Raw genomic sequence first — 25,230 nt, forward strand, 5'->3', positions numbered from 1 at the left:
TTACACCTCTACAAACACTTCTTTGCCTAAGTGGCACTCTGGACACAGGAAGCTATCGGGTACCTGCTCCCAAGGTGTGCCAGGAGCGACATCTTGGTTGGGCTCGCCCTGTTTAGGATCGTAAACCCACTCACAAACCGTGCAGCGCCAGCAAGTACAGTCGTCGGCATGGGGAAGGCGCTGCTCTGTTTGCTCACCTTGTTCAGTTTGCTCAGACATAGGAGTGTCAACTTGCTCAGATGTAGGAGCTTCAGTTTGCGTGTCCGATGCTTCTAATCGAGTTACTTGCTGCTCGACGACTTTAGGCTGGTTGTACGATTCATCTTGGTTCCAGACCTCGGCCAGAGTTGCACCGTAATCAATACACTGACGCAGAGCATCGGTATCTGGCTTCCAATGGATGTGTTGTGGTGGGCTCACCTCAAAGTTTGCCTCACGCAAGCGATGGTCAATGCGCTTAACCGCACCACCAGTCCAGCCTGATGAGCCAAAGGCGGCGGCTTTTTTATCTGCAAAGCGCAGGCCATGCATCTCCTCTAGCAAGGCGGCGATCTGCGGCATCATCACGTTATTCATCGTCGAAGAGCCAATGAGCACGCCCTTAGAGCGGAAGATATTGGCGAGAATATCGTTTTTATCATGCTTCGAAATATTGAACACTTTAATCGCAGTGTCAGGGCTACCTTGACGAATACCCTTGGCGATAGCGTCGGCCATCATTCGAGTGTTGTTAGACATGGTGTCATAAACAATGGTGATGCGATCTTCTTTGTAGGCTTTCGACCACTCATAGTATTGCTCGACAATCTGCGTAGCGTTATCGCGCCAAATACAACCATGTGAAGTGGCGATCACATCGATCGGCACACCAAGGCTCAATACTTCTTCAATTTTGGCTTTTACCAGAGGGGCGAACGGCGTCAAGATGTTCGAGAAGTAGCGTAAACACTGTTCGTGTAGCTCTACTTGATCAAGTTGGTCGTTGAATAGGCGTTCGTCGCAGTAGTGCTGTCCAAAAGCGTCATTACTGAATAGCACTTCATCACCCGTGAGGTAGGTTGCCATAGAGTCAGGCCAGTGCAGCATTTTCATTTCAACGAAGATAAGCTGTTTACCGTTACCAATGTCTAGGGTATCGCCCGTTTTCACGGTGCGGAAGTTCCAGTCAGGCTGGTGGTGGTGGCCTACGATCGAGTTAACGCCCGCTTCAGTACAATAAACAGGTGTGTTAGGAATTTTAGCTAACAGCGCTGCGAGTGCTCCAGAGTGATCTTCTTCGGCGTGCTGACAGATGATGTAGTCGATCTCATTAAGGTCGATCTCCATCTCTAGGTTTGCGAGGAATTGATCTGTAAACCTGTGGTCTACGGTATCAACCAGCACGGTCTTCTCTTCACGAATCAAGTACGAGTTGTAACTTGTCCCTTTATTCATGTGGTACTCTTTGCCGTGGAAATGCTCTGTTTCCCAGTCGTGAATACCAACCCAGTGGACATTTGATTTAACGTGAATTGTCATAACGATAGTACCTTATATGAATGTTTCTAAGGTCTGTAGTGCATCAGTTGTGCCATGTTTTTAAGTCGTTGATAAATTTTGATTTATTAATTCTTTTGGTTCTATTTTGAGTCTAAATGACTCTGAGTGTTTTTGAGTCTAAATAAATGCTATATGTCTTTTAGACTTGGGGTGGGGATGCGATTTTTTCTTCATATAGCGTTAATGTATTTTGCCTTATTCTTTATTTCCTTTCTTCCAAATACAAAAAAGGCCAGACGTGTGTCTGGCCAAATAAAGCAGTGCAGTGTGCGATTTTTAATCGCGAGTCTTAAAGACGGATTATAGCGTCTCTACAACTTGTTCTAGTGCTAGGCGTGCCTTTGGTAGGCCGTGGTTGTAGTCTTCGCCATCTTTGTGGTAACCGATAGCCAGTGCAACGTCTACAACGTGACCTTCTAGCTCTTCAGCGAATTTCTCACCGATAAGTGCTGAATCCACACCTTCCATTGGAGTCGATGCAATACCTAGACGTGCTAGTGTGTGTAGGATGTTACCTAGAGCAATGTAAACCTGAGCTTTAGTCCAGTTGCCGTTGAAGCCTTCTTCGTCAGTATTCATGTCTGCGAATGCGTAAGCACCCATGAACATGTCGTACATGTCTGCAGGAAGGTGACCAGAACTTACTTCAGCGTCTACACGCTTAGCAAATTTCTCTTTTGTGAATTTAGGGTCGTGAGCAAAAAGAATTGTGTGAGATGCTTCTTTCGCATGCGGTTGGTTAAACTGGTGCATGTTCTCGAATGTATCATGGAAGCGTTGTTTTGCTTCGTCACTCTCAATGATGATGAATTTCCAAGGCTGAGAGTTAATAGAAGATGCAGATAGACGCAGCGCTTCTTTGATGATTTCCATATCTTCCGCAGAGATGCGTTTGTCAGCATTGTATTTTTTAGCAGTGTAGCGAGTGTTCAAATCTTTGATGATTGGATGAGTCATGTTGGCTCCTAGTATCTATATGAATAAATGTTTTAGGGTTTAATGTTCAGTAACGTCAACAATAAACGGACAACCTAACTGGTCATCGAACATGCCCCAATGATCGAGAATCTGCGGTAGCTCAAATCGATGGGTGTAAGATAAAGGAACTCTCGAAGGAGAAAAATAGCGAAGATCTCAAATGACTATGGACTATAGTGTCCATAATCATGTGAGCTATGTTGTGTTATGCGTGCTACAGAAAGCCGAAAGCGACTTAATAGGCCTTAATGCCGAATTGTCGTAGAAGCGGAGGGAGCACACTATCGAGGTTAGGAATATCTTCTGGGTAGATTTCTATTAGATCGAAGCCGTGCTCTTTATAGACTTTCTGTGTCGTTTCTTTTTGCTTGTTGTCTATGGCGCCTTTGTCACTTCCCCAAAACTGGATATAGACCTTGCCCGAGGGTAAATAGAAATCACTGACGATTTCGGTTGCGATAGGAAGCGGACGCTCATAAGCATGGACGACACCTGCCATATAAAGCCAGTTATCGATGATAAGCTCACCCTTTGAACGAACATAGTGCCCATCCAAGGTGCGATGCTTGGCTTCAAATTTTTGTCTAAAGCTAGAGAAAGAGACATCGGTTGAATGGCTTTCAGCATCTTTACCGAGAAACTCAACCACAGACTGTTTCAAGCGTTTGTTCTTCGCCACAGTATCGTGCCAAACCACAAAGGCGTTATTGGTGGCCTTGTCCTCTCTCTGTTCTCCGCCAACCTTTAGTCCGGTATTGGTAATGTGCCATCCATCGTCTTCACGGCGAATCCAGCCCAACTCATTGAGGAGTAGATTAATCTTTTTGGCACTTAACTGGAGGGACTGGCCCAGCTGCGTCGCTGTTAGGGTAGTTCCTGCTGTAGAAGCGGTATCGATCAATAGGTTTTGTGGCCAAACGATAAATTGCCCAAACTTTGTGTGATCGACATATTCGCCCCCAAACGCTTCACCACGTTCGGTCAATACCCATTTATCTCCACCACGCACAATATAACCAGCACTCTTTAATTGGCTAAAAAGAGTTTTAGGTTCTAGGTCTTTCAGCTTGGCAAGCGCTGATGTTGATAGCTTATCTGATGTCATAAAGGGCACTCTTGTGAACCGTCGGTATCTGAAGTGTTTAGCAATCCTCTTTATATCATTAATTGTAAAGAAGGAGAGTAGGAGTTCTGGTGAACTGTGGCACTAAATTTCAATTAGCGTTCAAAGTTACCCATACGCCAGTTGTGTAATTAAATTACATAAGTGGCAATTTAACTCACTTAGGTGCATATGAAATGAACTTGGTATGCTGTGTTTTTAATCTCTGAACTATGCTTAATTGAGCTCTCTTAATTAAAGTGTGATCATGATCGCTATTTATTTTTTGTTGCTCGAGGTTAAAGTGTGATCTATATCCTGTCTAATTGATATTTATTCTCATTAAGTTGGCGGTGTAATTTAGATTCAGCCTATTTTTGTGATCAAAGTCATTACTGATAACTCCTTGTTGTTTTTTGGGTGTGACCTAAATCACTAAATTGGCGTCAGCGTGCGTTTTAAAAATCTTGTGTTAGATTTTACTCAACTTTTGAGCACACACTTTCGGTCATTTGACCAACCAATACACAACGGGGTTCTACCTATGTTATCACCAGAAGCTAAGATCAAGGTTCAAAACTTTGGTCGATTCTTATCCAATATGGTAATGCCAAACATCGGCGCATTCATTGCGTGGGGTTTCATTACTGCACTATTCATTCCAACTGGTTGGCTTCCTAACGAAACGTTAGCGTCTATGGTTGGCCCGATGATCACTTACTTGCTTCCGCTACTTATCGGTTATACCGGTGGTAAAATGGTTGGCGGCGACCGTGGTGCGGTTGTAGGTGCTATCACAACTATGGGTGTTATCGTAGGTACGGACATTCCAATGTTCATGGGTGCGATGATTGTTGGCCCTCTAGGTGGTATCGCAATTAAGAAATTCGATGAAGCTGTTCACGGTAAAGTGAAAAGCGGCTTCGAAATGCTAGTGAACAACTTCTCTGCCGGTATCATCGGTATGATCTGTGCGATTATCGCTTTCCTAGCAATTGGTCCTGCAGTAAAAGTTCTTTCTGGCGGTCTAGCTGCTGGTGTTAACGCAATGGTTGAAGCTGGTGCACTTCCTCTAGCATCTATCTTCGTTGAGCCTGCGAAAATCCTATTCCTAAACAACGCAATCAACCACGGTATCTTCTCTCCTCTAGGTATTCAACAGTCTGAAGAGATCGGCCGTTCAATCTTCTTCCTAATCGAAGCGAACCCAGGTCCAGGTCTAGGTCTACTACTAGCTTACATGGTGTTTGGTAAAGGTAGCGCGAAGCAGTCTGCTGCGGGTGCATCTATCATCCACTTCCTAGGTGGTATCCACGAAATTTACTTCCCTTACGTTCTAATGAACCCACGTCTAATCTTAGCGGTAATCGCAGGTGGTATGGCTGGTGTATTCACGAACGTAATGTTCAGCTCGGGTCTAATCTCTCCAGCGTCTCCGGGTTCTATCTTCGCAATCCTACTGATGACACCAAAAGGTTCTTACATCGGTGTGATTCTATCGGTTATCGCAGCAACAGCAGTATCGTTCGTAGTCGCGTCAATTCTTCTAAAAACATCAGCGCAAGATGACAACGAAGATTCACTAGAGAAAGCATCAGCACAAATGAAAGACATGAAAGCGTCTTCTAAAGGTGCAACAACAGGTGCAGACATCAACCTAGCAGACGTGAAAGCAGTATACGTAGCATGTGATGCGGGTATGGGTTCAAGTGCAATGGGCGCAGGTCTACTTCGTAAGAAAGTAGATGCAGCGGGCCTAGATATCACAGTAACCAACTATGCGATTAACAACCTGCCAGCGGATTCACAAATTGTAATTACGCACAAAGATCTAACGGACCGTGCACGTAAAACAATTCCAGGTGCAATGCACATGTCTCTAAGCAACTTCCTAGATGGTGCGGTTTACGACAACTTGGTAGCAGAGCTTGTTGAGGCACAAAGCGGTGACGCAAAAGCAGCACCTGCAGCAGCGCCTGCGCAGGAAGAGTCAAAAGAAGAGGGTCTAGCACTAACTAGCGATGCAGTATTCCTTGGTCTTAAAGCGACAGACAAAAACCAAGCAATCAAGTTTGCCGGTGAGCAACTAGTAAAACTTGGCAACGTAGCACCTGAATATGTCGATGGCATGTTCGCTCGTGAGGAACTGGTTTCAACTTACCTAGGTGAGTCTATCGCAGTACCGCACGGCACGATTGAAGCAAAACAGCACGTACAAAAGACCGGCATCGTATTCTGTCAGTACCCAGAAGGTATTCAGTGGGGTGAAGACGAAGACGATATCGCGAAGATGGTAATTGGTATCGCGGCTCAAGGTGATGAGCACAACATGGTACTGATGGCTATCACGAATTCACTTGATGACGAAGAAGCAGTGGAACGCTTGCAGAACACCACTAACCCAGAAGATGTTCTGAAGATTCTAAACGGACAATAAGAAGCTTTAAGTCAAGCTCCTGAGTGAACCGAGGCCAGTCCCCCCTGGCCTCATTTTCCCAGTCTAGATAGCTCACGGTTTAGAAGTATGTTGTTGAACCGTCATCTATACAGATTACATAGTTAAAAGGTCTAAAAATTATGAAAGCGTTACATTTCGGTGCTGGTAATATCGGTCGTGGTTTCATTGGTAAGTTGCTTGCTGACGCAGGTCTTGAAGTCACGTTTGCAGACGTTAATGAGACTGTGGTTAATGCGCTAATCGAGCGTAAAGAATACCCAGTTAAGATTGTTGGCGAAGAGTGTGTTGTTGAAGTAGTTAAGAACGTAACAGCAGTAAACTCAGCGACAGGCGCAGTGGTTGACTGTATCGCTGAATCAGACCTAATCACAACGGCTGTTGGCCCTACTGTATTAAAGATCATCTCTAAGTCGATCGCACAGGGTATTGAGAAGCGTGCAGCTGCAGGTAACACTGCACCAATGAACATCATCGCGGCTGAGAACATGGTTCGTGGTACTAGCCAGCTTAAAGCGGCTGTGCTGGAGCACCTATCTGATGAGATGAAGGCGTTCACTGAAGAGAACATCGGTTTCGTTGATTCAGCGGTAGACCGTATCGTTCCGCCAGCAGAAGCGGGTGAAACAGATCCTCTAGCGGTAACTGTTGAAACGTTCAGCGAGTGGATTGTAGACGAGACTCAATTCAAAGGTGAGATTCCAAACATCCCAGGTATGGAATGCACAGATAACCTAATGGCGTTTGTTGAGCGTAAGCTATTTACGCTAAACACGGGTCACCTTGTTACGGCTTACCTTGGTGTACTTGCTGGTCTTGAGACAATTAAAGACTCTATCGAAAACGATGAGATCCGTGCGCAAGTAACAGCAACAATGGAAGAGAGTGGTGCGGTTCTAATCAAACGCTACGGCTTTGATCCAGAAGCTCACGCAGCTTACATCCAGAAGATTCTAGGTCGTTTTGCAAACCCATACCTTCGTGATGAAGTGGACCGTGTTGGCCGTCAACCAATCCGTAAACTGAGCCCACAAGATCGTCTAGTCAAACCATTGAACGGTACGCTAGAATACGGCTTACCAAATGAGAATTTGATTAAAGCGATTGCTGCGGCATTCCATTACAAGAACGAAGATGACCCTCAAGCGGTTGAACTTCAAGCAATGTTCGCAGAAAAAGGTTTTGCTGAGACATTAGCACATTATTCTGAGCTGAATATCGACTCAGAAGTTGTTAAACTAGCGGAACAAGCTTACCAAGCATTGAAATGATAAATCATCAAAGTGCCACTCCTGTGGCACTTTCTTATTACAGAGCCGTTATGCCGATACATCCTAGCCATGAAACAGAACTTCTAGAAGCACTTGCAGAGGCGACTACAGCCAATGCTTGTTTTATGGCGGCTTACGATGCTCTGGATGATACGGTCGATGCGGTTCTAAAAGGCATTTTCCAGAAAGATGACACAGCAGTGAAGTTTGTTGTCGAGCCTCTTCTTAATAGCGGAGGCCCGCTAGGCGAAATCATGGTTCGCGCGAAACTGCTGCTGGGTTTGGGTGTGATCAGCAAAGAAGTCTATGATGATCTGGAGATTTTTGTCACTTTGAAAGAGTGGGCGAAAATTCAAGGTGATGAGGTTTCATTTACTGACCCTAATGTTCTGTTTGAGTTGAATAAAACCCACGCTATTCAAAAGATCATGCCAATTGAATACGATGCTGAAATGGTTGAGTCGATGTCTGGTCCAATGCTCGATATGTTCATGGGTCGTCATAATCAAAAAGTTCAGTCGACTATCGTTTTGGCGATTACGGATCTCATCAACACTCTTTGCCGCGATAACGCATTGATTGTTTAGTCACATTCTGCATTTCAGCTGTCTATTTTCTGTGTTTTAACTAACTTTCTTCTTAGTTTTAACTACCTAATTGCACTGCTTTCCCTTTCTTTGAGTATTAGCCTTTGAGTGTAGTCAGCTCGGCTTAGATCAACCTTCCCCTATGGGTTGCCAACTTGAGTTAGGGAAAGCTCGCTTTCTTCATTATCTCTCTGTTTTAGAAATTCTTTTCCTTTTGACTACCGTATTCGACGTTCGCCAATTTGTTCCCCGCTATTATCATGAAGGCCAGTATTTGAGTTATCGATAGGCGTTACTTAATGAAATAGCAGGCACAAAAAAAGCCACCGAAGTGGCTTTTTATTTCAACAAGACCTCAGATTATAGGTCTTGGATGTTCTCAGCTTCTAGCTCTTGGAAGTAGCGTAGAGTCTTAACTTTTAGCTCTTGTTGAGCTGGCTCATCAGCAACGATGATAGCTTTACGGTGCATTTGTAGCGCTGTAACCGTCCACATGTGGTTTACAGAACCTTCGATAGCAACTTGTAGAGCTTGTGCTTTGTTGTGACCCATAGTCAGGATCATTACTTCTTCAGCGTCTAGTAGAGTCGCAACACCGATAGTTAGTGCGTATTTTGGCACTTGGTTGATGTCGTTGTCGAAGAAGCGAGAGTTCGCGATGCGAGTCTCTTCAGTTAGCGTCTTGATACGAGTACGAGAAGCTAGAGAAGAACCTGGTTCGTTGAATGCGATGTGACCGTCGATGCCGATGCCGCCCATGAACAGGTTGATTTTACCGTAAGAACGGATTTTTTCTTCGTAAGCTGCACAGTGAGCGTCGATGTCTTCTGCTTGGCCGTCTAGTAGGTTGATGTTCTCTTCTTGAATATCAACGTGGTTGAAGAAGTTTGTGTACATGAAAGTACGGTAAGACTCAGGGTGGTTAGGATCGATACCTACGTACTCATCCATGTTGAAAGTAACAACGTTTTTAAAGCTAACTTCACCCGCGTTGTATAGCGCGATTAGCTCTTTGTAAGTCGTTAGTGGTGTGCCACCAGTAGGTAGACCAAGAACGAATGGACGATCAGCTGTTGGGTTGAATGCTTTGATTGCGTCAACGATGTGACGAGCTGCCCATTTACCTACTTGTGCCGCGTTGTTTAAAGGAATAAGTCTCATTTTTGTAGCCCCTAAGATAAATAATTTATAGTGTGCTGAAACATTAATTCGCATTATAAAATAAGTGATCTGTTTCTGCCATTGTTTTAGGTCAAATTTTTAGTTTTTTAATGATATCTGTGACAGTAAGTCTCAAAATTGCACAATATGTATAGGGATATTTATCTTCGTTAAACAAGCTTCATCTGCTTGTCACAAAAGGAATTTTTGATGGAGTTGAGAGCTGTGAATTAGTGTGAATCTGGAGATATGAAAACGGTAAATTTTTTTGGATTGAAGATGGCGTTAATGAGTAGTGGATCTTGAAGGGAAAGCGTAGATGTGCAAAAGCCTGACAGCGAGCTTAATAACGCTATCATTATGAAATTTATAAAAATATTGTAAAGGTAGCCTTATTCGCTACACTTGTAGAAGGTGTGTTAGGAAGTAAGCTCAAGGCGCAAAAGCACCTTGAGCTCAGAAGATTAATCTTCCAACACTAACTCGCTGTCGTACTCTTCTCTTGGCACTTCGCCACGTTTGCAGCCATTAAGAGTGTGGAAGCGACGACGCCCGCGAGCAAGCTGGATGTATTTCAACCAAACACGCTCTAACTTAGACTTCGCCTTGTGAGGGTGCGATAACACTTTCACAAAGTGTTTTTCTTCAGCGTTGATCGGTGCAAGTTCACCGGATTCAAGTGCTAGCATGGTATCACCAAACAAGGTTAGGATTTCTTCTTCGACAAGAGTAAAATCACCTGACTTAGCAAACCCTCTTGGGAATTTATTGGTGTCATAAAAACGTTTTTTTCCGTGTCGGAATTCGGTCTCAGACATAACAGCCTCAGTAATGTGGTTGGATTGAAATTAGTGTTTTTGTTGCTCACGCGAAAATATTGTTAAAAGGCAAAAATGGAAAACAAAACGTTTTTGCCCTTACGATAAACAATCCTAGATCTGCTAGTTAGCAGATTTATTACAGAGATGTATTTGATGGATGTGAAAGTATTTAGAACCTTTCTAGAGGTTGCAAGGGTGCGCCATTTCGGTCGTGCCGCTGAAAACTTGTATTTAACTCAAGCGGCCGTGAGTGCCCGTATCAAGCAGCTTGAAGGCTATTTTGATACTCAGCTTTTTATACGCGATCGCAACAATATTAAGCTGACTTCCTCTGGTGAGCGTTTAATTGGTTATGCAGAAGTGATGGTCTCAACCCTTCAACAGGCTAAGTTTGAGCTCTCGTTGGAAAGTGGTAAGGCGCTGCAATTAACCTTGGGCGGTACACCAAATATCTGGGATGCGTACTTACAGAACTGTTTGAGTGTAGTGACAGACTCTTTCGGTGGTTACGGCTTTATGGCTGAAGTCATGGGTCGTGAGCAACTTAACCGCAATCTGCTAGAGCGCACGCTAGATATGGCTTTCGCTTTTGATCAGATTAAAGCTGAGGAGCTAAACTGTAAAAAGGTCGCGGATTTAGTTCTAGTCTTGGTGTCGACCGAGCCTGATGATCTTGAGAGCGTATTCCAAAATAAATATGTATATGTTGATTGGGGCACTCGCTTTGGTTCAGAGCATGCTGAGCGTCATCCAAAAGTTCCCGCTCCTTACTTGCGCACGTCAACAGCGCGTATTGCTTTGGACTTTATCCTCGAAAAAGGCGGCAGTGCTTACCTGCCAGTATCTTTGGTTGAGCCGTTCATTGAATCAGGGCAGCTACATAAGGTGAAAGGTGTAGAAGACTGGTATCGTCCTATTTACCTGAGCTACCGCAAATCGAGCACCTCTGTGGATGCAATCATGCAGGTGGAAGAGTTGGTGAAAGAGATTGATCCATCGACAGCTTACACATTGCAGCAAGCAGCAGACACAGCACCTGAGTAATCATCGTTGTTAATAACAATTGTTGATTGGTGAAAGCGAGTATCAAGCTAAATACAAAGAAATAATGGCTCCCGATTGGGAGCCATTATAGTTTTAAGCCAGCGAAGGCGAGTGACACATGTGAGATGTCATAAATTCATTAAGTTCTCAATGGACTCTTCTAACGAGTGAGACATGTAAGAGTGGATTTGATGACCGTCAGTGGCGTCGATCTCAATCATTGAGATGCCGCTCTGGGAAGTATCTTCGAGAAAGCCAAGAGACTGTTCGACAGACTGACAGGTGAGAACTTGCTTGTTCTTGAGAACAATGCGACAGGTGTGCAGATCCATAGCCAATTATTCCTTTTTATTCAGCCAGCCTCGGCATCTTATGCGCCAAGTGACAGCTGTGACGTTGCGAGAGAAACCTTTCTTTCTTTTTAAGGGTAGTTGAACTATGTGAAAAGCAAATTAAAAAATTCAATTTATTGCATATTCAGTTCCGGAAATGGCTAGCGTTCGCTCCGCTTGGCGGTACACTTTGATTTATCACTTGACGTTATAGGTTTAAAGGTAGGTATATGGAAGGCAAGATTCATCAATACAGCGATCTCAGCAGTGCTCAGTGTCAACAAGCGCGCCTGGCTAGAGATGCTCGTTTTGATGGTCTGTTTTTTATTGCGGTGAAAACAACGGGTATATTCTGTCGCCCTATCTGCCCAGCTTCACCACCGAAAGAGCAAAACGTTGAGTATTTCTCGAACCAAGCACAAGCATTGCAAGCGGGTTATCGCCCTTGTTTACGTTGCCGTCCCGATAGCGCCCCTTTTTCACCGGCATGGAAGGGCGTTGAGACTACTTTTCTGCGAGCGCAAAAGCTGATTGAAGAGGGTGGTTTAGCTGAGGGGAGCAGTGCGGCGCTTTGTGCTCGCTTGGGTATCTCCGATCGTTATCTACGAAGCTTATTTAGTAAGTACATGGGCGTGTCACCTAAGCAGTATGCGATCTATAACCAGCTTATGTTCGCGAAGCAGCTACTTCACAACAGTCAAATGAGTATTACCGATATCGGGTTTGCTTGCGGGTTTAATAGCACACGCCGTTTCAATGATGCCTTTGTTAAGGTAATGAAGTTGTCGCCATCGCAGATCCGAAAGTCTGGATCTGACAACGCGACGACTAACACTGTGCGCTTACCGATTAAGGGCTCGATTAATTGGTCTCATATGCTGAACTTTTATCGCAAACGTATGATTGAGGGTGTTGAAGAAGTTGGTGAGGATTATTACAAGCGCACAGTGACTATCAATGAAGCCACTGGCTGGTTTCGTATTCACTGCGCTAAAAATAGTAAGCAAGCAGGCAGTGTGTTGGAAGTGGAGTTTGAACTTAGCCAGATGAATCAGCTGCGCAATCTGATCCGCCAGATCCGTCGTATGTTTGATCTCGATGTCGACATTAATCGCGTTGAAGCGCACCTAGATAATGTAGATTCTACTCTAATTAAAGAACCCGGCATTCGCATTCCAGGTGTATGGTCGCCTTGGGAAGCGGGTGTGCGTGCGATTTTAGGGCAGCAGGTTTCGGTTAAAGCTGCTATCGGTCAGTTGAATTTATTGGCTACACAGCTATCACCGAAAGAAGGAACTCTCTACTTTCCAACCCCTGAACAAGTGTCGCAAGCTGACATCAGTTTTCTAAGAATGCCGCAGAGTCGTAAAGACACCTTGCACCGATTTGCGGCTTACATGGTTGAAAACCAGCATCAACACCCAAGTAAATGGCTTGATCTGAAAGGGATTGGACCATGGACAGTACAATATGCATTGTTGAGAGGGTTGAGCGAACCGGATCACCTGCTCACTGGCGATTTGATCGTGAAGAAATTTATTGATCAACACGCTAATATCACAGCGAACAAAGTCTCACCATGGGGCAGCTATGCGACATTCCATTGCTGGAGCCATTTCTAAACATTGCGGTTTAGTACTGAGACGAGGATAAATGACAATGATTAAACGATTTACTTACTACACTAGTCCGCTAGGGATTGTGACGATACAAGGCTGCGATGATGGGTTATTGGGTGTTTGGTTTGAAACTCATACCACTAAGCCAGAAGAGCTTGGCTTACAAGATGATGCGTTCCCACTGTTTACAGAAACTAAACGCCAACTCGATGACTATTTTTCTGGAAAACTGAACCATTTCTCAATACCTGTCGCGGCTGAGGGGACGCCATTTCAGCAGTCGGTTTGGCAAGCGTTAATGCGTATTCCTTTCGGTGAAACATGGAGTTACCAGCAGCTTGCTGATGAGATTGGTAATCCAAAAGCGGTTAGAGCTGTGGGTTTGGCTAACGGAAAAAATCCGGTTTCCATCATAGTACCGTGTCATCGTGTGATCGGTAAAAACGGCAAACTAACAGGCTATGCTGGTGGTGTTGAGAGAAAGTCAGCGCTGCTGAAATTAGAAGGTAATCTATCAATAAGTTGAATAAATGCTCTTATTGTTTTCTGGTGTTTCTATAATTCCGTGCTTATCATTTACAAATTACGGAAGAAATATAAAAGCAGAAAACCTCTATGAACCGACAAATGATTACGGCGATTGGGTGTAGCAGCGTTTTATTGACTGGGTGTTTGAGCGAAACAACGAAACCATTTGAGGTCCCTCAATTGGTCCTTTTCAGCGGTATGTACGAAAACCCAGAGAATGAGAGCTATTTGATCTTTGAATCGGGTAAAGTGCGCTACCAAACCATGGATACTAGCGTCACACGCGACTACAGCGTAGATGACGACTTGATAAGCATCGAACTGAACTCAGCGAGCAGCAAAATGGGGCCTGGCTTGGTGATGCGTATTCACAATGATGGCAAAAAACTGACTTGTAACGGTTGTCCAGGCATGCAGCTGAGCAACGTTTGGACACGCGTTCCTGAGTCAAAACAATAATCCGCCGAGTAGCCATTGAACTCACTCGGCGGTCATTTCTATTTCACGCGCTTTAATCCATTTTGACCCTGCCAATAACAGATCACTTTGGGTGTCAAAATAGGCTTGAGTTCATCGCGAGATGCACGGCAATACTCAGTGCATAACCAATTGCGATAACAGGCATCCACTTAAGATGACCAAAGAAGGTATACTTGCCGTGTGCTGCGCCCATCAACGCCACACCTGCGGCGCTGCCAATTGAAAGCAAGCTCCCTCCTACCCCTGCGGTTAATGTAATCAGAAGCCAGTTACCGATCGACATGGTCGGCTCCATAGAGAGCACCGCAAACATCACCGGAATGTTATCGACAATCGCAGACAGTACTCCCACCATAATATTGGCCCAAATCGGGTTCCATTGGCTGTACATGACGCCAGACGCTAACTCTAAGTATCCAAGTAGGCTTAGGCCGCCAACACACATTACAACGCCATAGAAGAACAGTAGGGTGTCCCACTCGGCGTGCGAAACGCGTCGGAATACATCAAAGGGGACCACTGAACCTAAACGCTTGAGTGCCGCTTCGTCGTGGTTTGCAATCGCAATTGCTTTCTTCTTGGCTAACGATTTAGGTAAGGTTTTGCGTAGGAAAAAGCCAAAGAACTGCAGGTAAGCTAATCCCATCATCATGCCGATGACCGGAGGGAAGTGAATAACAGCGTGGAAAGCCACAGCGGTTGCAATGGTCATGATGAATAGGAATACAATTCGTTTGGCACCGCGTTTAAGCTCCACGTGCTGGTGAACGGTGTCTGGCTGTGTGGTCGGAACAAAGTAAGACATGATCAACGCTGGCGCGAGATAGTTGACCGCCGACGGAATAAACAGCGGCATAAACTCGGAGAAGCTCACGTAGCCCGCTTGCCAAACCATGAGTGTCGTAATGTCACCAAATGGGCTAAATGCGCCGCCCGCATTAGCTGCAATGACGATATTAACGCAGGCGAGGTTAACAAACTTCGGATTCGAACCTGCGACTTTGAGCACCACGGCACACATCAGTAACGCCGTGGTTAGGTTGTCGGCAATCGGAGAAATGAAGAACGACAGAATGCCCGTAAGCCAAAACAGTGAACGGTAGTTGAACCCTTTACCCACCATCCAAGCCTGCAGTGCATCAAACAGGCGACGCTCTTCCATAGCGCTGATATAAGTCATGGCCACCAATAAGAACAGTAGTAACTCGGCATATTCCAACAGGTTGTGCTCTAGTGCTTGCTGAGCCACTTCGATTTGTTGGTAATTTTGATAGGTTAAGCCAATCGCAATCCAGATAAGACCAGCCGCGAGCAGGACCGGTTTAGACTTTCTCAATTGAAGGTATTCTTCCATCATCACAAAGACATAAGCGATGACGAAAATGGCAAGACACAGATAGCCGATGGAAGATTGCGTGAGGTTGAGCGAATGAGCTGCGCCTACCTCACTGGCAAAAGATAAAGAGGGAAGAATCGCCAAGAAAAAGGCGAAAATCTTTGTGCCTGCCATAATTTACGCTCCATGTAATTAGCTGAATCAGTACGCGTAAAAGCGTAGACCCAATTATTCGAGCGTAGTGTGATAGAACTCTTACTAATTCAATTGGTTAATGTTTGAAGTCATAAAAAGAAAAAGCTCTATCAACGATGGTTGATAGAGCTTGATCTTAATCGGCCTAAGCAGCGTTACATTCAAAGATAACGGCTTGGTCGACGGCACACACTTCTACTGGCCAGCCGTAAGACTGGTATTCTAGTGCAAGTTTGTCAGCAACAACGCGTGAAACGGTCGCACTGATCCACATGCCTTTGCCCATTACTTGGTACTTTAATGTTCTCATTTCCATAACAACCACTGCTCTCTTTCCTTCCGATTGGCTGATCGCAGTCTATAGCAGCTATCAAGGCTGAAATTTCGCATTCAGCTCAGATCTTTTCTATTAAAGCTCAGGTTTTGCTGTGCCTGATTTACCTAATTATCAGTATGAAATACTGTTGATTTTTGAACTAATATCACTAACTAAGTGACTGTATTTAATAACAAAGATAAATAGGGTGAAAATAAGCGTAAGAGATCTCTCACATCACTTTCAGAGATAATTAGAATGGGATGTTATATATTTTGAGGGATTGATATTTTTAGTGGGTGAATGTTGAGTTTTTGCGTTTTTATAAGGATTGGTTTTGTACTCTAAATATTAAATTATTAATGGTTCTAATGTCTATATTTAAAGCTTAATCACAGTTCTAAATGTTGCTTGATCTGTGATTGGTAATATTATCGACTAATTGATTTTGGTCATTAATCTCTACTGCATAAGTTTGCACTATCTATACGTGTTCTGTTCCACATAAAACAAGATGTATAGAGGCGATTATGACTAATCCTGTTCAAACCGATCGCAAAGTGACGATTGGTTGTTATATAGCTCTCGCATTCGCGATAGTGTTCTTTTCCGGGCTGCTCAAATCTAACGAGTGGTATGGTGTTTTTGATTTTACTACTCTAAACGGTTCATTCGGCAAGGTCGCTTATGATGTTAGCGAGACGGCTGATGGCGTTCAAGCCGCGACAACTTCCTTGCGAGGTAAAGGCGGTAGCGGCGCGCGTGATGGCTTCATTTTTGCGTTAACTTTGATTCCTACCGTGATGTTCGCGCTAGGGATGATCAATGTTCTTGAACATTACGGTGCGTTAGATGCTGCACGTAAACTGTTAACGCCTCTGCTGCGTCCACTGATGGGCATTCCGGGTAACTCAGGCTTGGCGCTGATCGCGTCTTTGCAAAGTACCGATGCCGGGGCCGCTATGACAAGGCAGCTCAAAGACGAAGGGCACCTGACCAAGCGTGAAACTGACGTCTTTACCATGTTCCAATTTACTGCGGGTGCTGCCATTGTGAACTTCTTCTCCTCTGGCGCCGTGCTCTTTACCCTAACCACTATCGATGGCTCACTTGCGGTCTCATCTTCTATCGGCCTTGCTGTTGCGGTGATGTTTGTCTTCAAGTTTGTCGGTGCCAACCTATTCCGTATTTATCTGAACATCACAGAAGGTAAAGAAGATAAATCGGACTCAAGTAAAAAACAGAATATGACTGAGGAGGCAGCGTAATGAGCGAAGTAAAAGCAAAGAAACCTATGGTGACGGATATTTTCGTTGAAGGCGCTAAAAAAGGCTGGGTGATCGCGACCACTTCGACGTTACCAAACGTGTTAATGGCGTTTGTAATTATCAAAGCGTTGCAAATCACTGGTGCACTCGATCTGATGGGCAGTGTGTTCGCCCCTATCATGGCTGTGTTCGACCTGCCGGGTGAAGCCGCTGCAGTACTCATCGGAGCTTGGATGTCGATGGGTGGCGCTGTAGGCGTTGTCATTACCCTATTTGACCAAGGCATCTTAAATGGTACCCATATCGCGATCTTAGCCCCTGCGATCTACCTAATGGGCTCTCAGGTGCAGTACATGGGACGTATCATGGGTCCTATCGGTACTGAAGGGCGTTACATTCCAGTGATGATTGCTATCTCGGTGCTGAATGCGTTTGGTGCGATGTTAGTGATGAATGTGCTTTTATAGCCACTTCATTGTTAGAGGCTGAAAGAGATTATCGACGGTTGAACACGATAAATAACGAAGTGCGACACTGGCGATGTTGCTTTGGTTTCTAAGATTCTGGTTTCTAAGATATTGCTCTGGTCTCTAAAAAGATAAACCCCGCTTGGTTTTCACCAAACGGGGTCTGTTCTTTTTCGTAGCCGTCCTGCTACCAACGTTGTTTCTTATTTATATTTAAATAAGGTAACGTATGCTCCCTGCATCGTTCCTTGACTTGGTTAACTCCATTAACCTATCCAATTCATCGCCTTCCTAGCGGTGTCCTTGACCTTATCATCCTGATAAGCAACTCTTCCTAGAGTACAACTTCCTTGCTGATAACCCATCCTGTGTTATCAAATCTTCTTCCTGAAGATACCTAATCCGTTAGGCTTTTTCCTGTTCCTGCCAACTCCCTGTCGACAACTTAATTAAACACCCTAGTGACTTCACTCGCAATGGAGGAAATTTATAATTTAGCTCAATAAATAGAAAGAATTGTGCGCTGATCATTAGAAAACAATAAGTTGAGTTTGTTTTTTGAGTATATTCTGCGAAGCTTATTTGAGATCTCTCACAGCGGTTGTGAGAGATCTCTTACAAACTGACGAGCAAGCTTGGTACCTCTCTAAGTTGCTCATTATCTATTGTTATCGCTTAGGAAAAGGAAACACCATGGTTACAGCGTTATACGCCTCTTTACTCGCCCTTATTATGCTTTGGTTAGCCATTGAAGTGATCAAGCAGAGAAGGAAGAATCAGGTCGCCCATGCAGATGGTGGTGTTGAATCGCTGCAAATCGCTCGCTCTGCGCAGAGTAATGCGATGGACTATATCCCGATAACTGTGATTCTAATGGCATTGTTAGAGTTCAATGGTGCCAATATCTGGTTGATTCATATTATCGGCATCGCTTTTATCGCCGGTCGTATTATTCACGGTAAAAGTATTCTGGCGCGCAGTCTAAAAGGTAGAAAGCGAGGCATGTATTTAACCTTTGGCAGCATGGTGTCTCTGGTTGTCCTAAACTTGATTTATCTTCCATTTGATAAACTCATGTAAGGATTGCCATGGCGTTACGCCTACCTCCACCATGGATGATTGTTTTAACTGGCTTGGTGCTCAATATTCTGGCCATTGTGGTGTCGAGTCTAGTACTCGACAAAATGGTGGTTGAGCAGGCCCAATATCGTGAGCGTCAGCAGGGTAACATCTACTCTATTCAGCTGGCGTGGAACACCATAGAGACCTTAGAACGTAAGCGCGAATCCATGCTGTTACACATGGACATCAGCACCTCATCCAACTCTGCGGTCACACCTGAGTTGGAGGAAGCGATGCGAGGTCAGCTAGGTGTGTGGGTGAGTGGGGATGTTCCCGAGATCACCGTCGAAAACCTTCCTCAAATCATGATGATGATTAATCAAGCTCAGCAATCTCAACGAACGCGCATTGACGATTTCTATCTTGATAATCTAACCCTATCTGAGCTTCTTCAGGCCCTTGAAGAGCAAATGACGTTATATAAAAACATCGCCCTTTTTCTGCAGATCTTTGGCTTGGCTTTGATTCTTGCTCGCGACTTGGCGAGGCGTAATTAAAGCAGTGGCTAGTAAATTCTCTGACGAATGAAAAACAACACTCTATTGGCTCAAATTGGGGTGCTGTTTCCCTTGGTACTTTGGTAACTGATTTTTGAGTTTTTGAAAGGTGCTAAAGGCGTTGTTCGCCGACAAGCGATTCATTAGCCAATCAGGCAGTATCCCACCTGCGTTTGCATAGGCGGTGTAGTTGATGTGTGTGAAACCGTTAGTGAGTGGCTGCAGAGTCCAGATAGCATCCACATCGCGAATACGAATATACCCAGATTCGTTTGCAAGGTAGTTCGACGCGTCTTTGATAGTCAGGGTAAATTGACCCTCTTCCACTTCGTATTTGGAGTAGGTAACCATGTCTCTATCACGGGCTGGCCAAGGGGCTTTGAATTGCGTATAGACAATGTTTTCGTTAGAAGAGATCTGCATCAGAACTTCACTGTGCGATACATTATCGATCCAGTTGGGCACATTGTCGCTGTCTTCAAGCAATAACAGGAATCCAGAGTAGCTGGTCTCGACTTGCATTTGAGCTCGTACTTCTACTAAGCCATTGCCGTGGTCGCGTTTATGGATTGTTATACCATCTTCACTTTTTACAAAAGTCCAAGGTGTGGCAAAAGCTAGCGTTGAATAGGCGAAAAGGCCAACGGCAATGATCCGAAGTAGTGTCATTCTTCTTCCTGAAAAACAGAGACTTATTAAGGAAGAGTATAGGATAAACTTGGCTGGAATCGCGAGGGTTTGGTGGTAGCAGATAAAGAAAAAGGTCGTGGAGCTCCGCGCCCCACGACCCTAAATGTAGCGGTCTAGATTATTGCCCCAAACACGCTTCCCCAAGTCGAGCTGGGGCAATTTTATCAAGAACTACATTTAATTCTTTCCAATCACTGGCCATTTTGTCTGCCTGCTCTTGAGTCAGAACAGAGCCATACTGTTTCATACGATCGTGTTCCACTTTGGTGTAGTGGAAGATTGTCATGTCGACAGAAGCATCATCTTTATAGGCTTTTTCCATATTGACGATGTTCTTTTTGCTGTCATCGATAAAGACAACACTGCTAAAGCTTTGGTCTGTCTTGTCTAGGATGTACTCCAGCATCGTGCCTTTGTTCATACCTGTCGTCATCATGATGCCGTTGATGTAGCTCAGAGGACGTTTTGGATTATCGATATAGATAGGCAGTTCGTCAGAGCCTTTCTCTTTCAATGCAGTACGTGTCATGTCGTATTGAGCACGAGCCATTTCACGTTCCGTTGCATAGCGGTAATTTGGTGAGCGTGATGTCAGTGCCATCACAGTCAGACCTTTGTCTTGCCAACCTTTTACGGTTGCAGGTGCGTCGTTTTCAATGACTTTCATTGGAACTAGTTCGTAAAGTAGACCGATAGAGTCTTCAAATAGACAGCCTACTTTGTCTTCCGCTGACGGTTTTACGTCTAACTTGCCGCGTTGCCATTGGTACCAAATGTCACCACCGATATCGCTTGTCGATGTAAGAAGCGTGTTGTCGATATCGATAACGATCAGCGGGCTTTCACCTTTCGCCGTAAGTTGACTGACTTTCTCTGCGACATCCTGGAATTTGTCTGTTTCTTTTACAGTAACGTCTGCATAAGCGTTACCAGCAATAGAGAGCGCACACAGAGCAGCGAGTTGTTTTAGTTTCATTATGTTTTCCTTTAACTCTAGTTCCCTTCCGAAAGGCACCACTGATAGCCTTAAATATTTCGGAAGCTGTGAAATGTTATAACATAACAATCACGATTCACTTCAGTATCAACAATTTTTGCAGTAAAAAACGTTGGTTCGATCACATTGGGATGGTTAGAAGGAAGGAAAGCAGTGTTTTAAGTGCGCAAGCAATTAACCAATAGGAATGGTGAACAAGTTCCAATGTTGTTTTGGTTCAGATAATAGAACTGATTCTTATTTTAACTGGATATTGAAGCAACAACATTCATAATGACGGCCATATTATTACAATTATGGGCGCCTTATTTTGCAACATGCGTTACTGCCACTTTTAGTCTTCATCAGCGTACTCAGTTCGTCGGTCTTTGCTCAACAAAACCAAGACTCGCAACCGATTAAGCCTTATCAACCCAAAGGCGCGACCTGTGTTATTCATAATGGAGAAGGTCAAGTCGTTCTGGTTCAAGATTACCTGACGCGCACGCTTTCATTGCCAGGCGGGTATATCGATAGTGATGAGACCTTTCAAGCTGCCGCGAAACGAGAAACGTACGAAGAGACAGGGATAAACGTCGATGTGGGTGAGCCGCTCGATATTGATGACAATCGAGTTGTCTTTGCTTGTCAGCCCAAGGGGAGCATTGGTTATATAGAACCCGCTATCGAGAATCGTTTTGGTGCTGAAATCATCCCGGCTCTTAACTCTAAGCATTTTGGCAAAGAAATCCGTCAGGTTTATTTTGCTCCTTTAACGCCAGCTGTCGTCGATAAGTACCGTTATCCAACGGATATCGACGCTCTAAAATCTTGGATCGAGACGAGCCACATCAGTGCTTTTCATGTGCTTGATGACTTGACCGATGGAGCAAGTGAGCTTCATACCAAGCAATTGCCGTTTATGGGCTCTTTCCAAGCTTGGGCTAAGTCGATGCCTATCATTCCTAGCTTGCTCACTTTTGGTAATGGTTTAGGTGAAGGGGCATTTGCGGTTGGATTGTTGGTACTGTTATTACTGCTGTTGCCTTTACGCTATGGTCTGACGTTTGCTTTTGCTTTGTTGGCGACGGCTTATTCGGTCAATCTCCTAAAAATGGGTTTCGCAATCCCACGTCCTTTCTATTTACTTCCAAGTTTGCAGCAAGCCCAAGCCAGCGGATTTAGTTTTCCTAGCGGCCACACAACTCAAGCGGCGGCAGTTGTTGGGCTGTTACTTGGTTGGATAACAAAGCGAGGTGAGCAGCATGGCTATATCAGTTTAAGTACAGCGATAGTTAGTTGGTTTGCACTGTCGCTTATTGCCGGCGCTGCTAGGGTTTGGTTGGGTGTTCATTACCCGACAGACATTGTCGTTGGAATCGGCTTAGGCGGCTTGATTGCTGTAATATCGCTGAAGGTTTACCTGTTTGGATATGCTAATCAGAAGCGTTTAATTGAATCAAAACGTTTGTGGCTGCTGTTATTGGTGGTCTATTTCTTTGGTACCTTGCAGTTGCTGCAACCCCTTTACGTGTTCTCATGGTTTGCTGCACTTGGGTTGTTCATTGCATTGTTGGTGCGTAGCGACCGATCGGAAACTTTGAAATTTAACCCTTGGCAACAGATTATTGCTTCGATAGTCGGTGTTGCGGTGATTGCGGGAACGAGCCTGTCTTTAGTCTCGCCTTCAACAACCAGTATCATGCTATTAGCCGTAAACGCACTGGCTATCTTGATTGGGATGCTCTGGATCTTGATTGGTGCACCTTATCTCACGCGACGCTTTAAGCGTGGATAAAGAGAGACGCTGATCGATATGGAAACAAAAAACGGAAGAGTCATACTCTTCCGTTTTTATTTAAGGGCAGGGAAACGGCAGTGCTCTTTTAAAGCTTGCTAGCCTCAACGGTCTTGATCGTTGTCCAGTTAGTGTTGGCATCTTGAATAAAGACTTGAGTATCTTCCAACCAACGCTTTTGAACGGATTTATCTAAGTTCAAGTAGAGCTTACCGTCTTCAATTTTCCATGCGTTAGGGTCTGTTTCGAATTTCTTACCCATTGCTACACCAAATGCACAGTAGCCGCCGTATTGAGGTGCATACGCTTGTGGATTTGCGCGGAATTGGTCGCGGTTTTCGCTGCTTGCAAACTGGTAAATGGCATTTTTATAAGTGGCCGTATATTCAGGTGAACCTTGTACTGCGCCTGCATCCGTAAAGTAGGCTACAGGATCATAACCTTTAATCGCCAAATCATTGCTATCGACGCTCATGTCGATATCTGCTGCCATCACTGAAAAACTTGCGCCAATGAGTGCTGCTGCAAGAGTGAATTTTTTACCTGCTGATTTGATAGGTGACATAGCGTATTCCTTGTCTCTGTTTGGTTAGCTTGTATGAATAAATTAGCGGACTTGTCCGGTCTATAGAGAGACAAAAGACCTAAAAAGTAAGCGAATCGTTCGGAGATGCTATGGACCTGTTGTCACAACTGATGGAATATTTTTCGATACGCACTGGTGTGTTTTACTCCGGCCGTCTTTGCGGGGTGTCATCTTTTAATGGAGAGCAAGGCACACAGGGGCATTTGCATGTCTTGACCCGAGGGGAACTCGTGTTAGCCCGAAATGGCGGTGAGCCTAAACAGCTTTCTGAACCCTGTATTGTGTATCTACCAAACAATACCTCGCATGCAATAGAAGGCGTTGGGGAGGGAGCAGAATTGGTATGTGCTAACGTCGAGTATCGCTCCGGACAGACAAACCCCCTGCTGTCTGCGTTGCCAGAGGTGATCGTGATTCCCTTTAAAAGTGCCCCGAATTTGAGCCATGTAATTGATGCGCTGTTTCGCGAGTCGACGCAGCAATCTTCGGGTCAGCAATATTTGATGGATAGGTTGAGTGATGCCTTAATGGCGCTGATTTTTCGACACCTTATAGAGGAGCAGAAGATCAACAGAGGGGTCTTTTCGGCACTTGCTAACCCGCGTTTAGCCTCCGTGGTTTCTGCTATACATCAGCTTCCCGCTCGTCACTATTCTGTGGCGGAGATGGCCTCTCTCGCTGCTATGTCTCGCACTCAGTTTATTGAAACATTCAAACGAGAAGTCGGGGAGACTCCGGGGGATTATGTCCAGAAATGGCGAGTGTCCGTTGCTCAGTCGTTGTTGTTGCAAAAGAAACCCATCAATTGGGTCGCTGATGAGGTGGGTTACACAAGCTATTCGGGGTTCTCACGCGCTTTCCAGCATGTGGCAGGTGTATCGCCAAGGCAATGGCTGAAAGAGAGCTCAGATTGATGAAAAGTGCGTTTGAAAAGGAAAACCCGCTCGTTGATTACATTGAGCGGGTCTGTTTTTGAATAGGTTACACCAGACAATAAATCAGCGAAGCAGCACACGACGCAAAGGGCTTTTTTCAAGCGCGACGACTAAGCCGAAGCTGAGAATTATCGTCATGCTGTAAGTGAGAATATCTTTAGACAAGCCTGTAATACCGAGCATTCCGCAGATATTAAACATCACGATGATCAGAAGTAGGTGGCTCACATAAATACCAAGCATGCGGCTGGAAATAGCCTGAATCCAACGCTTGTCACCAACGGTTGGGTTTGCAAGCAACCACATAAATACGCCAGCACCCCACAATGCGGTACCCGCTAAGAAATCATTGATGTTGAATGCGACATCATATCCCATCAACCAAGCTGCCTCGGCAAAGTGGATTGCCATTCCTAATACGGCCATCGCGATGGATTGCATCGAAGTGAGTCGCCAACTGTTTTGTCGAATCATAAAGCCAACGGCGACTAACAGTGTGCTAAAGAAAGGACCGTTGCGTGTGAAAATCGGCGCTTCCAATTCAGTCAAAGGTGCGTAGCTACCCGCCAAGATGCCATAGAGGTATAACACCAGCGCCAAAGGCAAAATAGCTTTGGTTAGCTTCATTTCGATCAGTACCGCGAGAATGGAGACGGCACAAATCAGTGCTGGAATGAACCATAAGTGCACTAAACCACCTTCGAATAAGCTATTCAGTGGTGTCGACATCAGGAAGCCCCAGTAGCCTTCTCGCTCAGCTAGGTAGCCAACTTCCATTACTTTACCGAGATTGAACGGCATCAATAAGCTGATGATGCTCCAAGCTAACCAAACCTTGAGAAGAGGCTTGGAATAACTCGTCAATGTCTCCCATGGCGAGCGCATGAGCTTAGGTTGAATGAGGTAACCCGAAATTAGGAAGAACAGCGGAACGGCAAAACGAGCCGCTTGGTTGAGGGTATAACCTACCCATGGAACCTCATCGATTAATGCATAAGAGAGGGCCATTTGGCAGTGTAAGCCGATGATCGCCAAAATAGCCACGACACGGCCTAACTCTAGGCTGGCGATATGTGTAGACGGTTTTGAACTAGCGGTAGACATAACAAGACTCTTAGAAAAATTTT

Annotated in this window: 25 protein-coding genes; 13 read left to right on the forward strand and 12 right to left on the reverse strand. The window is 44.9% G+C overall.

What is annotated here, in order from left to right; translation table 11 throughout:
* From norV to FIV04_RS18765, 3 genes are all read right to left on the reverse strand, one after another.
* The gene (gene norV, locus FIV04_RS18755) at positions 1-1,518 is read right to left on the reverse strand and encodes an anaerobic nitric oxide reductase flavorubredoxin (protein WP_152470080.1); all 1,518 of its coding nucleotides are present in this window, start codon (positions 1,516-1,518) and stop codon (positions 1-3) included.
* A gap of 321 nt (positions 1,519-1,839) precedes the next feature.
* Positions 1,840-2,496: an NAD(P)H-dependent oxidoreductase gene (locus tag FIV04_RS18760; RefSeq protein WP_152470081.1), complete on the reverse strand. Its 657-nt coding sequence runs from the start codon at positions 2,494-2,496 to the stop codon at positions 1,840-1,842.
* A gap of 256 nt (positions 2,497-2,752) precedes the next feature.
* Positions 2,753-3,622, reverse strand: coding sequence for a glycerol kinase (locus tag FIV04_RS18765; protein ID WP_152470082.1), 870 nt, complete (start codon positions 3,620-3,622; stop codon positions 2,753-2,755).
* 541 nt (positions 3,623-4,163) lie between these two features.
* On the opposite strand from FIV04_RS18765, the gene FIV04_RS18770 reads away from it, so the two are divergent.
* From FIV04_RS18770 to FIV04_RS18780, 3 genes are all read left to right on the forward strand, one after another.
* Positions 4,164-6,056, forward strand: coding sequence for a PTS mannitol transporter subunit IICBA (locus FIV04_RS18770; RefSeq protein WP_150868334.1), 1,893 nt, complete (start codon positions 4,164-4,166; stop codon positions 6,054-6,056).
* Positions 6,057-6,196: 140 nt separating this feature from the next.
* Positions 6,197-7,345 (forward strand): mannitol-1-phosphate 5-dehydrogenase, encoded by a 1,149-nt coding sequence (locus FIV04_RS18775; RefSeq protein WP_150868336.1) that lies wholly within the window; start codon positions 6,197-6,199, stop codon positions 7,343-7,345.
* Between the two features lie 50 nt (positions 7,346-7,395).
* Entirely contained in the window at positions 7,396-7,932 is a 537-nt protein-coding gene (locus FIV04_RS18780; RefSeq protein ID WP_191907534.1) for an MltR family transcriptional regulator, read from the forward strand.
* 360 nt (positions 7,933-8,292) lie between these two features.
* On the opposite strand, the gene nagB is transcribed toward FIV04_RS18780, so the two are convergent.
* Together nagB and FIV04_RS18790 are read right to left on the reverse strand one after the other, a co-directional pair.
* Positions 8,293-9,093, reverse strand: coding sequence for a glucosamine-6-phosphate deaminase (gene nagB / locus FIV04_RS18785; RefSeq protein ID WP_032553615.1), 801 nt, complete (start codon positions 9,091-9,093; stop codon positions 8,293-8,295).
* 464 nt (positions 9,094-9,557) lie between these two features.
* Complete coding sequence (locus FIV04_RS18790) at positions 9,558-9,911, reverse strand: DUF413 domain-containing protein (RefSeq protein ID WP_032553614.1); 354 nt, start codon at positions 9,909-9,911, stop codon at positions 9,558-9,560.
* 156 nt (positions 9,912-10,067) lie between these two features.
* Between FIV04_RS18790 and FIV04_RS18795 the strand changes: the two genes are divergently transcribed.
* On the forward strand, positions 10,068-10,958 hold the full coding sequence (locus FIV04_RS18795) for a LysR family transcriptional regulator (protein ID WP_150897003.1): 891 nt from the start codon (positions 10,068-10,070) through the stop codon (positions 10,956-10,958).
* Positions 10,959-11,086: 128 nt separating this feature from the next.
* Here the strand turns inward: FIV04_RS18795 and FIV04_RS18800 are convergent, their stop codons facing one another.
* On the reverse strand, positions 11,087-11,290 hold the full coding sequence (locus FIV04_RS18800) for a hypothetical protein (RefSeq protein ID WP_032553612.1): 204 nt from the start codon (positions 11,288-11,290) through the stop codon (positions 11,087-11,089).
* Between the two features lie 230 nt (positions 11,291-11,520).
* Between FIV04_RS18800 and FIV04_RS18805 the strand changes: the two genes are divergently transcribed.
* The 3 genes from FIV04_RS18805 to FIV04_RS18815 all read left to right on the forward strand — a co-directional run bounded on the left by FIV04_RS18805 (position 11,521) and on the right by FIV04_RS18815 (position 13,896).
* Positions 11,521-12,912, forward strand: a complete 1,392-nt coding sequence (locus FIV04_RS18805) for a DNA-3-methyladenine glycosylase 2 family protein (protein ID WP_152470083.1) — start codon at positions 11,521-11,523, stop codon at positions 12,910-12,912.
* A gap of 37 nt (positions 12,913-12,949) precedes the next feature.
* Positions 12,950-13,435, forward strand: coding sequence for a methylated-DNA--[protein]-cysteine S-methyltransferase (locus FIV04_RS18810; protein WP_152470084.1), 486 nt, complete (start codon positions 12,950-12,952; stop codon positions 13,433-13,435).
* 89 nt (positions 13,436-13,524) lie between these two features.
* Positions 13,525-13,896, forward strand: a complete 372-nt coding sequence (locus tag FIV04_RS18815) for a hypothetical protein (RefSeq protein WP_150868344.1) — start codon at positions 13,525-13,527, stop codon at positions 13,894-13,896.
* A gap of 94 nt (positions 13,897-13,990) precedes the next feature.
* On the opposite strand, the gene nhaD is transcribed toward FIV04_RS18815, so the two are convergent.
* Complete coding sequence (gene nhaD / locus FIV04_RS18820) at positions 13,991-15,427, reverse strand: sodium:proton antiporter NhaD (RefSeq protein ID WP_032553609.1); 1,437 nt, start codon at positions 15,425-15,427, stop codon at positions 13,991-13,993.
* 166 nt (positions 15,428-15,593) lie between these two features.
* A complete protein-coding gene (locus FIV04_RS26980) occupies positions 15,594-15,758 on the reverse strand; it encodes a hypothetical protein (RefSeq protein ID WP_172974274.1) in 165 nt (54 codons plus the stop codon).
* 536 nt (positions 15,759-16,294) lie between these two features.
* Between FIV04_RS26980 and FIV04_RS18825 the strand changes: the two genes are divergently transcribed.
* The 4 genes from FIV04_RS18825 (at position 16,295) to FIV04_RS18840 (ending at position 19,118) form a co-directional block, all read left to right on the forward strand.
* Positions 16,295-17,032, forward strand: coding sequence for a nucleoside recognition domain-containing protein (locus FIV04_RS18825; protein WP_032553607.1), 738 nt, complete (start codon positions 16,295-16,297; stop codon positions 17,030-17,032).
* Positions 17,032-17,499 carry a YjiG family protein gene (locus FIV04_RS18830; RefSeq protein WP_152470085.1) on the forward strand — a complete coding sequence of 156 codons (468 nt, stop codon included), beginning with the start codon at positions 17,032-17,034 and terminating at the stop codon, positions 17,497-17,499. The genes FIV04_RS18825 and FIV04_RS18830 overlap by 1 nt, the downstream gene beginning before the upstream one ends.
* Before the next feature lie 693 nt (positions 17,500-18,192).
* Positions 18,193-18,579, forward strand: coding sequence for an MAPEG family protein (locus tag FIV04_RS18835; protein ID WP_152470086.1), 387 nt, complete (start codon positions 18,193-18,195; stop codon positions 18,577-18,579).
* A gap of 8 nt (positions 18,580-18,587) precedes the next feature.
* A complete protein-coding gene (locus tag FIV04_RS18840; protein ID WP_152470087.1) occupies positions 18,588-19,118 on the forward strand; it encodes a DNA mismatch repair protein in 531 nt (176 codons plus the stop codon).
* Between the two features lie 42 nt (positions 19,119-19,160).
* Here the strand turns inward: FIV04_RS18840 and FIV04_RS18845 are convergent, their stop codons facing one another.
* The gene (locus tag FIV04_RS18845) at positions 19,161-19,787 is read right to left on the reverse strand and encodes an START domain-containing protein (RefSeq protein ID WP_152470088.1); all 627 of its coding nucleotides are present in this window, start codon (positions 19,785-19,787) and stop codon (positions 19,161-19,163) included.
* A gap of 139 nt (positions 19,788-19,926) precedes the next feature.
* Positions 19,927-20,784, reverse strand: coding sequence for a DUF2608 domain-containing protein (locus FIV04_RS18850; RefSeq protein ID WP_152470089.1), 858 nt, complete (start codon positions 20,782-20,784; stop codon positions 19,927-19,929).
* A gap of 331 nt (positions 20,785-21,115) precedes the next feature.
* Between FIV04_RS18850 and FIV04_RS18855 the strand changes: the two genes are divergently transcribed.
* A complete protein-coding gene (locus FIV04_RS18855) occupies positions 21,116-22,582 on the forward strand; it encodes a bifunctional NUDIX hydrolase/phosphatase PAP2 family protein (protein WP_152470090.1) in 1,467 nt (488 codons plus the stop codon).
* 88 nt (positions 22,583-22,670) lie between these two features.
* On the opposite strand, the gene FIV04_RS18860 is transcribed toward FIV04_RS18855, so the two are convergent.
* Entirely contained in the window at positions 22,671-23,147 is a 477-nt protein-coding gene (locus tag FIV04_RS18860) for a YHS domain-containing (seleno)protein (RefSeq protein ID WP_152470091.1), read from the reverse strand.
* A 110-nt stretch (positions 23,148-23,257) separates the two neighbouring features.
* Here FIV04_RS18860 and FIV04_RS18865 point away from each other — a divergent pair, with 110 nt between their 5' ends.
* Positions 23,258-24,082: an AraC family transcriptional regulator gene (locus FIV04_RS18865; protein WP_152470092.1), complete on the forward strand. Its 825-nt coding sequence runs from the start codon at positions 23,258-23,260 to the stop codon at positions 24,080-24,082.
* Between the two features lie 84 nt (positions 24,083-24,166).
* Here FIV04_RS18865 and FIV04_RS18870 read toward each other — a convergent pair whose 3' ends face one another.
* The gene (locus FIV04_RS18870; RefSeq protein WP_152470093.1) at positions 24,167-25,207 is read right to left on the reverse strand and encodes an acyltransferase; all 1,041 of its coding nucleotides are present in this window, start codon (positions 25,205-25,207) and stop codon (positions 24,167-24,169) included.
* Between the last annotated feature and the right edge of the window lie 23 nt (positions 25,208-25,230).

This window comes from Vibrio sp. THAF190c, from assembly GCF_009363355.1.
In the GTDB taxonomy this organism is placed as follows: domain Bacteria; phylum Pseudomonadota; class Gammaproteobacteria; order Enterobacterales; family Vibrionaceae; genus Vibrio; species Vibrio fortis_A.